The organism is Wolbachia endosymbiont of Tribolium confusum (assembly GCF_020405475.1).
Classification (GTDB): Bacteria; Pseudomonadota; Alphaproteobacteria; order Rickettsiales; family Anaplasmataceae; genus Wolbachia.
The window spans coordinates 17,045-29,849 of record NZ_JAIZNT010000009.1 but is presented as its reverse complement, the minus strand read 5'-3'; the positions used below and the strand labels follow the sequence as shown (position 1 = coordinate 29,849).

Genomic DNA, 12,805 nt, shown 5'->3' with positions numbered 1-12,805 from the left:
AACCGGAAACAAGAAGTAGTTGAAAGATTACACAGTTAGGAGAAACATGCAAAATCAAAAAATCCCAATTACAGTAATTATCACGTTATTAATACAAACAGTAGCATTTATATGGTGGTTATCCAAGTTAGACTCAAGGTACAATTTCACGATAAACTTATTGAATATGGTTTAATGGAAAAAGTGTTAGTACTTGAGGAAAGGGTGAAAAATCTTTCTGAGGAATTAGATGAATTCAAAGATAACTTAAAGTCTTGTGTATAATGCTTAGACTGCGATTGGCGATTTTTCCAATTTTTGACGTATTGTTCAACTAGTGGAGAATCTCCTGTTATGATCAGTAGGTTTTCAGCATTTCTTTGCTGAGCGGCATCTGAAAAGTTAAATGATCCGGTTATGATTTTTTGCTCATCAATAATAATTACCTTGCTATGAGCAATAGCGGGTTTAAAGTCAATCCATATCGGGATTTTGTGCTAAAATAATTCGTTAATTACACTATGTTTTGAACTAGTTTGTGATTCATCTAGAATAACCTTAATATCAACTCCACGCTTTTTAGCTTGAACCAAGGATTCAGCAATAGGCTTTGAGGTAAATTGGTATGCCTGAACCAACACAGATTTTTTAGCATAGTCTACGGAATCAATTATTAGGTTGGTGCAATTTTCTCCAGGCGTGAAGCAGACTGTGGCTTTTGGGCAGGAAACACATCCCGATAAAAGCGAACAAGTTAATAAAATCAATAAATACCTAACCATGGCAAAATACATCCTTTCAGTTGACGGCGGAGGCATAAGAGGCATCATACCAGCCATAATATTAGCAGAAATAGAAAAAAGAACAAGAAGAACTATAGCTGAAATCTTTCACTTAATGGCAGGAACCTCAACCGGTGGAATTGTTATAGCAGGATTATGTAAAAAAGATAAACAAGGAAATCCCCAATATTCAGCCAATGATTTAGTCGAGCTTTACCAAAAATACGGGTCATATATTTTTAAATCTTCATTTTTGAGAAGATCAATATTTTCTTGGCTTAATTGCGCACAATACCCACATAAAAATATTGAATTTGTACTGGATAAATATTTTGGTGATGATACTTTACAAAGCACCTTAAATAATGTACTGATTGCAAGTTACGATATTCACAATAATTGCCCTTTCTTTTTTAAGAGCTGGAGAGAAGATAGAAATTTTATCAAATTGAAAGATGCATTACGAGCTACAACTGCAGCACCTACTTACTTTGTACCTAAATATCTTAAAATCAACCAAAAGGAAATGGTATTAGTGGATGGAGGGGTTTTTGCCAATAATCCAGCGGCTTGTGCATATGCAAGTAGTAAAAGGTTATTTCCAAATGATGATATTCTACTGTTATCGATAGGTACTGGAAGAACAGATAGAAGCATAGAGTATGTTAATTCAAGAAGATTTGGAAAAATAGGATGGATCAAGCCACTACTGCATGTGATGTTTGCTTCAAGTTTAGATGCAGTAAATTATCAGTTGGATCAAGTTATAGGTAGTAAGTATTTAAGAATACAATCACAGTTAAAAATAGCATCACCTGACATGGATAATATTACATCAAAAAATATCAAATCTCTTCAGCAAGAGGCAAAGGCAACGATAGAGGAAAATCAAAAAGTGATAAACAAATTCTGTATAGAAGTATTAAATATGTAACTATCTTTACTTATATCTTAATGTATTATTTCTGAGTCAGTAAACTACTGTAGTTTTTAACCCAGGTTAAGTTTTGAAAACATAATTCTCAAGCTCCTCAATAGATAAGCCCGTTATTTTAGAAATAGCATCAATAGAAACGTCCAACATACGTAAATTATTCGCAACTTTTATTGCCTCTGCTTTGTAAATCTTTTCTTTGTAAACTTGCTTTCTTTGCGATAAAAATTCTACCCATATATCGAGTTCATTTAGTGATTCTTGATTGTCAATCTTTTTAGACTCTCTTACCCAACTTAATAGCTCGTTTTCTGCTTTATAATTATCTTCTTCATATTTCTTCATCAGATCTTCAGGATTAACTGATAACTTTTCTGCTATTTCCCATAATCTTTCACTTAAAATGGTAACACTACCTTGTTCATAGTGATGTATCTGTGAGGGTCCTATATCCAGCTCTCTTGCTAAATCCTCTTGAGTATACCCCCTTATTATTCTCCATTTTTTTATCTCTTGTCCTTCGTTTGAATGCTCAGAGCCTTTTTCCTCATCATATTCATCAGCTGATAAACCAGTTCCCCGATAGATAATATCAGTATCAAACCCTACTTTCGCTAAGTTCTTGGCCATGCTTACCCTTGCAGCTTTTACATTATTTTCCTCTTCAGCTTGAATAAACCCAGTTAAGTCGCGAATTAACTTGCATGACTCTTGTCCCTTTATTTTTGCTATGAAGTTGTACATCCATTCTTTGTTAAAGGAACAATTTTCTCTCAGTACTTTTTGTCTAGGAAATAAGCTACCAACGTGAACTGATAATGCTTTCGCTATGACTTTTAATTTTTTCATTGGAATGCCACATGTTCCTTGCTCATATCTTAGCAGCGTGTGATAGTTTATGCCTGTTTTCTCTACTAAATCTTTTAGGGTATACTTTTGTTTTAATCTCCAGCTTCTTACTTTTTGTGCTATTTTATATCTTATAGAGATATTTGCCATATCGTAACAATTTTACCGAAATAAACATCTGTTAATTTGCTATATTTAGCTTATAAAGAGTTCGCAATTTTGTGGTTGTAAGTAAAAAGGGAAGAAAACCTCCCTTTGTTTAAAGTTTCCGAGAAGTTTCTTTACTACCTCCACACACCTTATCAACCCACGATAATGTTTCGCTATTACTAATTGCCTTTTCAACCTTATCTTTACTCCACTTGCCATCCCTAGGAAAACTTCCCTTTTCTACCGCTTCTGTGACTGTCATTCCTCCAAAAAAACACCCTTTTCCTATAGTTTCCCCTTTTTTTTGTAGTTCAGACCACATTTCTTTATCTGCTACTCTAATCTCTACTTGACGATCATTTCTTGCATTATGGCATATTACAATTTTTAGGCTACCAATACTTGTGGGAAATGCTACCTCAAAAGCACTATTGTCAGACACATCAACATAATTCCTTTCACCTTCTTTTCCACTTTTAACCTCAACCTTACTATTCCCAATTTCTATAACATCACCTCCTAATTTTACCTCTCCTGTGGTTAATCCTAAATTTTTTGTACCTTCCAATACTCTTGCAATATTTACCTTACTATTCTCAGAAAATTTCATAAAAAATGTCTGATTGTCTATTTCCACATCTTCTATGATTCCTTCATTTTCAATAGCACTTTCACCGGTTTCTCTCAGTTCTTTAAGCCACTCATCTATCTGTGGACGAATCTCTTGATACAGTTTGTTATGCATTTCACTTATTCCCTTATCCTGCAATAGATCGTAACTGAATATTGCTCCATTTAGCATCAATTCACATATTACGTCTTCCTTCTCGTTTTCTTTGCATTTGATCAAAGGCATTTTCGATATTACTTCATTCGCAAAACTCTTCTGTCCTTCGCTATACGCATTTATCCTGATTCCAGAACTTAATGCTTGGTCTATAGTTTTGTTCAGTTCTTCCACGCTTTTTGCCTCTACTACTCTACTTTTAAACCATCTCAATTCTGCATTTTCACTTGCACTTGGCTCTATCTTACTTAAAGATGGAATAAACGGATTTTGACGATTTGAAGATTTTTTGTTATAAATTCCACGTCCTTCTCCAAGATTGATTGATTTTTCAGAAACATCGCTAGGGGAAGGCACACCTTCAGGCTTCTCAAAGATAGGCCACCTGCTTTTATCATCAAATATTTTCGGTTTATTATCGGTCTCGTCTACAAATACAGACTGCTGGGTTTTCTTACCAGTACGCCTTATACCTTCAATAGCACTATATAGTCCTTTTGGTAATTTTTTAGAATCAATGATTAACTCATAAGTATTTCCATCCATATCATCAAATGATACTGTTTTTTTAGTAGTCATATAGCCTCCTATTAAGCATGTTATTCAAGTCTACAGAGCAACTTATTGCTTTATGATTAACTTAATACGCAAATTATAAAAAGATCTTGTATATCTTGCAACTATTTATAATAAAAGAATAGATTTTTAGGACTTTTATTCTTTAATTACAACTTAATATACAAACTATACAAAGATCTTTTATATTTTGTAATTCTCCAATACAGATTCTTGACTAAGTTTTTTTGCTACTGTGTAGTAGCCAAACTTCTCAAGCAATTGAAATTTGGTTTATAACAGCTCTCTTTCCTTAAAGCTGCAGTATCCTTTGTCTGTCATAATAATGTGATCCTCTAGTTCAATTCCCACTCCTTGACATGCTGACACTAATTCTCTAGTCATTACTTTATCATCTTCTGATGGTTCTAAACTCCCTCCTGGATGGTTATGAGCTAATATTATTGACGCTGCTTCCATTGATAACGCCTTTTTTACCACTTTCCTTTCAGATAGGTGTACTTCATCTATTGTACCAAAATACACTTCATCTCTTATCAGACGGTTCTGTTTATCCAAGTATATTATCAGGACAGCTTCTTTTGCTGAAAAGCCTATGTTTACCCTTACATACTCTATCAGCTTTTCTTGGCTATCCATTACTGGGCCTCTCTTTAATCCTTCTCTGAGTGCTCTTTTATAAGCTTCTTTTACACATTCAATTGCTGCAGCTGCATGTTCGGTCATTCCTTCTATCATTTTCAGATCATCGATTTCTCGCCCTAAAATTTCTCCTATTCCTGGGCAGTTATCCATTAGAGTTTTAGTAACATCTTGTGCTTGCTTTCTGTCATGAACTGCTCCTAGAAGCACTGCCATTATTTCACGATCAAACAGAGCACTTCCTCCTCCACTCTGTAATACTCTCTCTATTTCTTCTGTAAGTTTTTTACCATTATTCATAAAATATACTCCTCGTTAATAACAAATTGTTTTTAATTATTTACTGCTGTTTTTTATCAGCATTGGCATAGAGCCATAGCTTCCGAGTGAAGTCAAATCAATTTTTCAATCTTTTTTACTTATTTTTTTATGAATAGGTAAAGATATTAATACATATTTATTTTCAAGTTATGTAAAAAGGTTGTTGTTAATCAATTATTTTAGAAATAACATCAGTAGAAAAACCTAACTGAAGTAAATTATTTGTAACTTTCATTTCCTCTACTTTATCAATCTTCTCTTTGTAAATTTGCTTTCTTTGCAAGAAAAATTCTACCCATATATTCAGTTCATCTCGTGATTCTTGATTGTCAATTTTCCTATATTCTCTTGCCAAACTTAATAATTCACTTTCTCCTTCGCAATCATTTTCTTTGTATTCCTTTATCAGATCTTCAGCATTCACTGATAATTCTCTTGCTATTTCCCACAATCTTTCACTTAAAATGGTAACACTACCTTGTTCATAGTGATGTATCTGTGAGGGCCCTATATTAAGCTTTTTCGCTAATTCTTCTTGTGTATATCCTTTTATTATTCTCCACTTTTTTATCTCTTGTCCTCCGTTTGGCTCGTATCTCTCTTTATCAGCATATTCTTCAATTGATAAGCCTGTTGCTCGATAGACAATCTCAGTATCAAACCCCGCCTTAACTAGATTCCTTGCAATTCTTATTCTTGCTGCTTTTATATTACTTTCTTCCTCAGCTCGGACAGATTTGGTTAATGCATAAATTGCTTTGTGTCCTCCTGTTTTTTCTATGAAATTATACATTTCCTGGGTCTTGGCTTTGTCGAAACAACTATCTTCTTTTAGTACTTTTCGTCTTGGAAAGAGATTTCTAATAGGAATTGATAACGCCTCTGCTAATATTTTTAACTTTTCAGTTGGAATGCCACATGTTCCTTGCTCGTATCTTATCAGTGTATGATAGTTTATGCCTGCCTTGTCTGCTAAGTTTTTCAGGGTATATTTTCTTTTTAACCTCCAGCTCCTTACTTTTTGTGCTATCTGGTACCTTATTGAGATGTTTGCCATAAATATTATACAGGTTAATACTACCAAATAAAGATATACAAAATGTTTGCATTTTAGTTGAATATTTCTTCACAATTGTGTATAATTATTAATGCTTTTTATCTTACTTTCTCATGGCTCTTTCAAAATTTTTAGATCCTAAGCTTGATTTAACATTTAAGAAAATCTTCGGTACTGAAAAAAATAAGAATATCCTTATTCACTTTCTAAACGATATCTTAGGCTTTACTGGAATCAACGCTATTCAAGATGTTGAGTTTCTCAGCACCATTATGAATCCTGAGATTGCTTCTGATAAACAAAGCATTGTTGATGTTCTTTGTAAGGATTCATATGGAAATAGATATATTGCGGAAATGCAACTCGCTCGTGATAAAGGATTTGAAAAACGCGCTCAACTTTACGCTGCTAAGGCTTACTCGAGGCAGGCTGATAAAGGTGGTAAGTACATTGATTTAAAGAAGGTTTTCTTTATTGCTATTTCCAATTGTAATTTATTTCCTGATAAGCTTGATTATATATCTAGCCATACCATAAGAGATGAAAAAACTAATGAGCATGATTTAAAAGATTTTCAATTTATCTTCATTGAGTTGCCAAAGTTTCCTAAGAACAGAGAAGAGCAGCTAGAAAATGTAGTAGATCGTTGGCTATTTTTCTTTAAATATGCAGAAGAAACAACTGATGAAGATTTAAGGAAAATAGCAGAAAAATCACCAATAATAAAATTAGCATATGATGAGTTAGATAAATTTCATTGGAATGAGAAGGACTTATTAGCATATGAAGAAAGAGTAATGGATTTACAGAAAGAAGCTGCTATCTTGGAACAAAAACTCGATGATGCTAAACTAGAAGGTAGACAAGAAGGCATCCAAATTGGCCGTGAAAAAGGTAGGGAGGAAGGAAGAAAAGAAGAAAAAGTTGAAGTCGCAAAAAACCTACTTAGGGCTGGTGTTTCCATTGATATCATCTCTCAAACTACAGATCTTCCTCAAGCTGAAATTGTACAGCTCAAAAAAGAAATATCCTGAAATTACAGTGATCTTTGTAATTGGTTATCCACTATTAGATAATTTAAATAGGTTCTAGGTTTATAATCTGCCTTCCCTGGTAACTGACTTTCTGACTAGCTAATGTTAACAAAGGAAACAGAAGCAAGTATAAAATTTATTGTTCTTTTCGGATTATTGTAAAAAGAGTTATACTTTTGTTGTTTGTACTATCTCTTCCACATTCTTGCTATTTTTCAAGTTACCAAGATATTCCCTAGCTGCCATACTTATCATTTTATTACTGTACTTCACTTTTAAGTATTAAATAATTTACTTATTAAATATTATTTTTAATATAAATTAACATTTGTATGATATAATTAAATTATTTAATATATTTATCATGAGCAAAAATGCTAATGAGCAAAGTATTCTAGACACTAATTTCAAGAGAGTGCAACAGAATTTGCTAAGTCATTTTGAAGATATGATTCCTAATGATATTACAAAATTTCCAGAAATTGAAAAAAAGGTATCAGGTTTTACCAGAGGTTACATTGCTCAGTATAGATATAATAACGGCACAGTAGGAAAATTTTGTATAAAATCATTCTATAATGGAGATAAAGACTATTATGATAATGACATTGCTGAACTTATAAGAGAATACATAGCTGGTGATGTGCAACGATTACTTCTCTATAATAGATCACCAAAAATTTCTATTATAACGCAAAAAGGCAAAAAAGATAGAATCTACCTTGGATCAAAATTTTTACTTTCATTCTTAACATATGAGACACTTATCGATATGGTAGAACCTAAAGATGAAGAAGAATTAAAAGGGGAACTTAGAAATGTTAAAGGCTATAATAAAATATTAGCAGCAGGAATAATATTACGTGATCGCGATATTAATAATACAGGTAATATTGGAATTATGGAAACATACGAAGATGATAGCGAATGCCTTGCACTTGCATGGGGAAAAATCGATCTTGGTAAGACATTTGCTAGACAAGGGCTAGACACAAATGCTGAAGTAAAAGCAGAATTAAGAAATCTTTTAGATTTAAATGAATATGCGAATGTAGACTTACAAGAATTATCAACAGAATTAAAAAATATGTTAATTATTTTAGAACAAAATCAACAAAAATTAAACTCAGTTATAGAAAATAAATCAAGTAAATTAAATGAAAATTTAAACAAGAATACTAAATTCTATTTATATACAGATAAAAATTTTAACCCAAGATACAATGAATCTAAAAAGATTACTTTCATTTATTCAAATAAATTAAAACAATTTGTCTCTCAAGATGATGAAAAATTCAATCTAGCACAATATTTTAAAGAAAAACTGTATTCTCAGATGAATTTTGCTAAAGAACTAGTACATACGTTAGATTTGATAATAAAAATTGATGATTCAGAACCTATAAAAACTATAGATGAGTATCTTGATTCTGAACACGAAGATTTTCTTACTTGGTCTATGGAAAATACTAAAGCTACAAATTTAACTGAGCTCAAGGCATCAGAAAAGCTGACAAAATTGAAAGAAGGTCCTTCTGCTTAAAGATTTGATTCACAGCCTATTTTATAATACGCTAATCCTTGATGGATTTGTTACATCGTTATTTACGACGGATTAAAAATAAAAAAGACGGAGGACATCAGCAGCTTATTATTCTAGCATTTATAGTAAGGAAGGTCAGTAAATATCTGAATTTGAGTAAAAGAAATTTTACTACCGTTCACCAATTTAGCTAAAATTCAAGTATTTCAATGCTTTAGCTATTTTAAGTAGAACTAAATTTACTAATATAAACAATAAATTACTATTCCAAAATTTGATCAGATTGATTGCAAAAAATAAGATTTTCAATAAGTTGCTTGTATAGTTGATCTTTCATAAATAGCGATGCAACAAAGCCCTCTATGGAAAACGTATAAAGAAAAAAAGCACCTATTTAGATGCTCTTTTTTTAAAGGGCTTACTGCAATTATTGTGCATCAACTGATTGACCATTAATAGCTATTCTTTCTTTTCTTGATTGAAAAAGCAACGAATTTGGTACCACCTTGCAAAATAACTTTTCTCTTTCTGAGCTTGCCTTTGATAAAAAGTTAGATAACTCTGGAAAACACTTCAACTTTGCTCCCTCTGGAATAACAATACCGTTAATAACAATATTATGATTTATTTAGCACTCTGCCGACGGTGTTTTGTGTTTCTACTTGTTCTACCACCATGTCAGAAGTGATTAAGCATGGTTGCGTAATTCCATCATCTATGGCATCTTGAAACTCTAGTGTGTCATCATCAGAAGTTATTGAGCTTAGTTGTTTATCTTCTGCATCATAAAACTCTTCTTCCTCAGATCTCTTAGAGATTGGTGTTTTCTCTACCTTATCTAAATCCTGTGCTGAAACTTTACTAAGTAAGTCTTCCATTAAATTTTCACTTCTGCGTCAACTTCCGCTTGTTGTACTTTTCTGTTACTAGCAGCATTATTATGTTCATCTTTTTCTTCATGTGCATTAACTAAAGTTTCTTTATGTTCATTTGTCACTGCCGATGATGTTGGTTGATCAATAGTTGTATTATTAACCGTTTGTTGTGCCGTAGTAGTAGGTATTTTAACTCCAAACGGCTGATTAGATATACTATCTACTTTAACCTCTGTTACACCATCTAACATTTTTTTCACAGAGCGTATCTCTTCTTCAACACGTAAGATATTGCCATCTATATACTTATCGCCTTCGCTCTTCCTTAGTATTGATTTTATCAATATAGATCCCTCAGTACTATTACCAACAATACGATATTCATTTGCACCGCATTTTATAAACATAAGAAGTTCATCTGGATTTGCACTCTGAGTATTTCTATAATCCTTACATTTTTCAAACTGATCTGAGGTTGTAACTAATAATAACTTTTCACCAACAAATTTAAGCTCACCTACCGCTTTAGGTTCATTAGCAACAAGTTCTTGGCTCAATGCCCTTTGCTGATCAGTGGTTGTTGTTTCAGAATCATTGTTAACTGTTCGTTGTATCGTAGTAGCATTAAGATTAGGTGTTGTAGTTTTAAATGGATTTATAGACATTCTAGTTATTTCAACAAGCTTTTTGTTCTCATCCAAACCTACTTTATACATCATTTCCAATGGGTCTTTTGAAACAGTTCCTTCGAAATTCTGTTTCCTCACTGAAGTTATGGATACAGATTTCTTTCCATCATCTACATCTTGACATGAACTATGAGGGCCAGTAATACAAAACTTGTCACTTCCACACTCTACAAATATACGAAATTCTCCAGGTATAACTTTACCATTTCCGTCTTCATTTTTACATTTTTCTTCAAGAATTTTATAATTCTCGTTTGTTGTAAAAAATAGTAATTTGTTATCATTGAACTTAAAATAACTCCCTGGCTTTGTGTTTTGTTGAACAACATTAGGTTTAAGAGAATTTTCTGTTAGCTTGACGTTTGTATCTGCTTTAGATACAGATTCCTTATTCTCACTTGACATTGATTGATTAGAGGTATTATCATTGATAACTTCAAGACAAACCTTAGGTCTATCTATCTGCTCTGACAATGTATTATCTTTTGATTGATCGTTTACATGTTGCTTATCATCTGAATGTCTCTTTGGTGATGTAGTTTTTTGAGCAGTATTTGCTTTACTACTAAACAACCAATTCCAACCTGATGAAACTTTTTTTGCAATCCATGAGATTCCTGTGTGATCAGCAATCCACTTAAAAAAAATTTTTAACATACTTTACTGCTTAAATTAATAATTTAATTATTATATATAAAGTTCAATTTGTCAACTTTTCCTACCAAGTGATACGTTCGAACTTTCTTATATGGTAATTCTGTTATGTGCTAAAATCAGCTGCACTAGCTTCATCGGCTACAAAAACAGCAGAAGGCGACAAACAAGCTAAAATTGCTGTGGCTAAAAACCTACTTAAAGCTGGCGTCTCTACTGACATTATATCACAAACTACAGGTTTTTCTCATTCTGAAATTTCACAACTCAAGGAAAAAGCTTAAGTACTGTAGCTCCCTTAGAGCGCTTTTCAATTTATTATACTTCTTTATCCATTAGTCTAATATATTAAAGCCTACATCTAACTCTTCCGCTATTCTCGCTATGGCCTATTTGATTTTTTCACCAATTCTACGCATCAGTTAAGTGCAAAATAGATGATATTTAAATATAAAAAATGTTTTTCATAAAATTTTCTTATCCTTGATAATTTTAGTGTTGCTGTTTGATTCTAACTTTTGCATAATGCAGTAAATATTTTTATATAGGGGGTAAAATGCCAAGGAAGACAGATCGTCATGCTGCAGTACTTACTAAGTTAAAGAGTGTTATTCAACATGCAGATTCTAAGGTTGCTGCTGAAAGGCATTTAGCAATTGAAAGATGGGTGAAAACCTACATTAAACAAATAGAATATTTGGAAGATAATGAGTTGCAGTTTTTATACAGTATATTTCGCGATGAGAGTTGCTGGTCAGATACAAAATTAAACAATTACATCCTAGGACAGAAGCTAACTGAGGAAAAAATAGATAAAATAGAGAATCCGTTTTGCAGGTATAACATGGCTTGCAGGTATTGTGTGGTAGATAAAATTTATCCGCTCTTTCAAGAGCAATTTGAGTCTTACAAAGGTAGAGTCTCTCCTGGTGCAGTAGACATAGACGGTAATCCTGTAGATGACAAGTATATAAGAAACGATTTGCTAGACTCTATGGGAAGTTACGATCCTGCATTCAGCTTTTGGATTGATAGAGAATCAGGAACATTAAAAGAATATAGTAACGTAGATGGTTTCCGGGAAGTTGTAGATCTTAAATGGAGCGAGGGAGTGGAGTATTTCTATAACCGTTTAAACCTGCAAGAAAGAGAAAAAGAAATTATAAATGCGGTTACTACTTTATCCACTATTCAATGTAACTATAATCGTGCTACCGTTTTAGATTTTTGCCTGTATAAAATGGATGATCCAGCGAAACGTGAGCTATTGCTTAAGTTGTCAGAAAAAGATCAAGGAGTATATTCACTTCTTAATGGTTTGATACGTTGGAGTTTTCTTGGTACAGTTCGAGATATGGTGAAGCGCTGGTGCTATGAAGAAGTTTCAGTACCTGCAGACAAAATACTTTCACATCATGATTATGCACTCCTTCTTTCCTCACTTTCAAATGTAATGCTAGAAAGTCCTGAGTCAGGTGTTCAAGCTAGATCAATTACTATGGATATTTGGAGGTGCAATCGCTTTAATGAGAATAAAAAGGCTGCTGTTTTTTCAAATGGTAGAGTCCCTATCAAACGCATGCTTGCTGGATTAATTGTAGATTGGGAGCGCGGTTGTGCTTTAGGTGAAGGTGATACTGGAAAAAAAGACGAGCTGTTAGAGATTTTACAGTTTGCAAAAGAGTATTGTACACAGGAGGATTTTGTGAATTTTAAAAATTATTTAATTAGCAACCTAAAAATGGTTGGTAGACCTGGTATGAAGAGTGGTGTTGATTATGGCAAGCTGGCAGAGGAGTTGTTTTCTGAGCTAGATAAGTTACCTATTCCTCATAGAGGTGGCGGTGACTTTGGTGGCTCTGGTGACCCGCAGTCTACGTTAGGATCTCCTGGCGTTAGCGGTTTATCTGGTTATAGTAAATAGAGGTGTTTT

Annotated in this window: 11 protein-coding genes and 3 pseudogenes; 6 read left to right on the top strand and 8 right to left on the bottom strand. The window is 32.9% G+C overall.

The window, feature by feature from the left end:
- Nucleotides 1-46: 46 nt before the first annotated feature.
- A pseudogene (locus LEM02_RS05890) lies at nucleotides 47-264 on the top strand (hypothetical protein).
- Here the strand turns inward: LEM02_RS05890 and LEM02_RS05885 are convergent.
- Nucleotides 258-761: pseudogene (locus LEM02_RS05885) on the bottom strand (phospholipase D family nuclease); the annotation flags it as partial. The pseudogenes LEM02_RS05890 and LEM02_RS05885 overlap by 7 nt on opposite strands.
- Between LEM02_RS05885 and LEM02_RS05880 the strand changes: the two are divergent.
- Nucleotides 760-1,695, top strand: a complete 936-nt coding sequence (locus tag LEM02_RS05880) for a patatin-like phospholipase family protein (protein WP_226080560.1) — start codon at nucleotides 760-762, stop codon at nucleotides 1,693-1,695. The pseudogene LEM02_RS05885 and the gene LEM02_RS05880 sit on opposite strands and share 2 nt — an antisense overlap.
- A 66-nt stretch (nucleotides 1,696-1,761) precedes the next feature.
- Here the strand turns inward: LEM02_RS05880 and wmk (LEM02_RS05875) are convergent, their stop codons facing one another.
- From wmk (LEM02_RS05875) to wmk (LEM02_RS05860), 4 genes are all read right to left on the bottom strand, one after another.
- Entirely contained in the window at nucleotides 1,762-2,694 is a 933-nt protein-coding gene (gene wmk / locus LEM02_RS05875) for a WO male-killing family protein Wmk (protein WP_226080554.1), read from the bottom strand.
- Nucleotides 2,695-2,803: 109 nt separating this feature from the next.
- The gene (locus tag LEM02_RS05870) at nucleotides 2,804-4,060 is read right to left on the bottom strand and encodes a hypothetical protein (RefSeq protein ID WP_226080551.1); all 1,257 of its coding nucleotides are present in this window, start codon (nucleotides 4,058-4,060) and stop codon (nucleotides 2,804-2,806) included.
- Nucleotides 4,061-4,330: 270 nt separating this feature from the next.
- Nucleotides 4,331-4,999 carry a JAB domain-containing protein gene (locus LEM02_RS05865; RefSeq protein WP_226080548.1) on the bottom strand — a complete coding sequence of 223 codons (669 nt, stop codon included), beginning with the start codon at nucleotides 4,997-4,999 and terminating at the stop codon, nucleotides 4,331-4,333.
- Nucleotides 5,000-5,186: 187 nt separating this feature from the next.
- Nucleotides 5,187-6,077 (bottom strand): WO male-killing family protein Wmk, encoded by an 891-nt coding sequence (wmk, locus tag LEM02_RS05860; protein WP_226080547.1) that lies wholly within the window; start codon nucleotides 6,075-6,077, stop codon nucleotides 5,187-5,189.
- 113 nt (nucleotides 6,078-6,190) lie between these two features.
- On the opposite strand from wmk (LEM02_RS05860), the gene LEM02_RS05855 reads away from it, so the two are divergent.
- Together LEM02_RS05855 and LEM02_RS05850 are read left to right on the top strand one after the other, a co-directional pair.
- On the top strand, nucleotides 6,191-7,111 hold the full coding sequence (locus tag LEM02_RS05855) for an Rpn family recombination-promoting nuclease/putative transposase (RefSeq protein WP_226080542.1): 921 nt from the start codon (nucleotides 6,191-6,193) through the stop codon (nucleotides 7,109-7,111).
- 364 nt (nucleotides 7,112-7,475) lie between these two features.
- A complete protein-coding gene (locus LEM02_RS05850) occupies nucleotides 7,476-8,654 on the top strand; it encodes a hypothetical protein (protein WP_226080541.1) in 1,179 nt (392 codons plus the stop codon).
- A gap of 427 nt (nucleotides 8,655-9,081) precedes the next feature.
- Here LEM02_RS05850 and LEM02_RS05845 read toward each other — a convergent pair whose 3' ends face one another.
- Genes LEM02_RS05845 through LEM02_RS05835 form a run of 3 tightly spaced genes read right to left on the bottom strand, consistent with a single transcriptional unit; the run spans nucleotide 9,082 to nucleotide 10,875 of the window.
- Nucleotides 9,082-9,231, bottom strand: coding sequence for a hypothetical protein (locus LEM02_RS05845; RefSeq protein WP_226080540.1), 150 nt, complete (start codon nucleotides 9,229-9,231; stop codon nucleotides 9,082-9,084).
- Nucleotides 9,232-9,271: 40 nt separating this feature from the next.
- Complete coding sequence (locus tag LEM02_RS05840; protein WP_226080539.1) at nucleotides 9,272-9,532, bottom strand: hypothetical protein; 261 nt, start codon at nucleotides 9,530-9,532, stop codon at nucleotides 9,272-9,274.
- Nucleotides 9,532-10,875 (bottom strand): hypothetical protein, encoded by a 1,344-nt coding sequence (locus LEM02_RS05835; RefSeq protein WP_226080538.1) that lies wholly within the window; start codon nucleotides 10,873-10,875, stop codon nucleotides 9,532-9,534. Before LEM02_RS05835 ends, LEM02_RS05840 begins: the two co-directional genes overlap by 1 nt.
- 152 nt (nucleotides 10,876-11,027) lie before the next feature.
- On the opposite strand from LEM02_RS05835, the pseudogene LEM02_RS05830 reads away from it, so the two are divergent.
- Nucleotides 11,028-11,156, top strand: a pseudogene (locus LEM02_RS05830) (Rpn family recombination-promoting nuclease/putative transposase); the annotation flags it as partial.
- 272 nt (nucleotides 11,157-11,428) lie between these two features.
- On the top strand, nucleotides 11,429-12,796 hold the full coding sequence (locus LEM02_RS05825) for a hypothetical protein (RefSeq protein ID WP_226080536.1): 1,368 nt from the start codon (nucleotides 11,429-11,431) through the stop codon (nucleotides 12,794-12,796).
- The last annotated feature ends 9 nt before the right edge of the window (nucleotides 12,797-12,805 follow it).

What these genes read in the sequence shown, in the direction of transcription:
- wmk (WP_226080547.1), bottom strand. Translation starts at nt 6,077, where the DNA reads ATGGCAAACATCTCAATAAGGTACCAGATAGCACAAAAAGTAAGGAGC.
- LEM02_RS05850 (WP_226080541.1), top strand. Translation starts at nt 7,476, where the DNA reads ATGAGCAAAAATGCTAATGAGCAAAGTATTCTAGACACTAATTTCAAG.
- LEM02_RS05835 (WP_226080538.1), bottom strand. Translation starts at nt 10,875, where the DNA reads ATGTTAAAAATTTTTTTTAAGTGGATTGCTGATCACACAGGAATCTCA.
- LEM02_RS05825 (WP_226080536.1), top strand. Translation starts at nt 11,429, where the DNA reads ATGCCAAGGAAGACAGATCGTCATGCTGCAGTACTTACTAAGTTAAAG.
- LEM02_RS05880 (WP_226080560.1), top strand. Translation starts at nt 760, where the DNA reads ATGGCAAAATACATCCTTTCAGTTGACGGCGGAGGCATAAGAGGCATC.
- LEM02_RS05865 (WP_226080548.1), bottom strand. Translation starts at nt 4,999, where the DNA reads ATGAATAATGGTAAAAAACTTACAGAAGAAATAGAGAGAGTATTACAG.
- wmk (WP_226080554.1), bottom strand. Translation starts at nt 2,694, where the DNA reads ATGGCAAATATCTCTATAAGATATAAAATAGCACAAAAAGTAAGAAGC.
- LEM02_RS05855 (WP_226080542.1), top strand. Translation starts at nt 6,191, where the DNA reads ATGGCTCTTTCAAAATTTTTAGATCCTAAGCTTGATTTAACATTTAAG.
- LEM02_RS05840 (WP_226080539.1), bottom strand. Translation starts at nt 9,532, where the DNA reads ATGGAAGACTTACTTAGTAAAGTTTCAGCACAGGATTTAGATAAGGTA.
- LEM02_RS05870 (WP_226080551.1), bottom strand. Translation starts at nt 4,060, where the DNA reads ATGACTACTAAAAAAACAGTATCATTTGATGATATGGATGGAAATACT.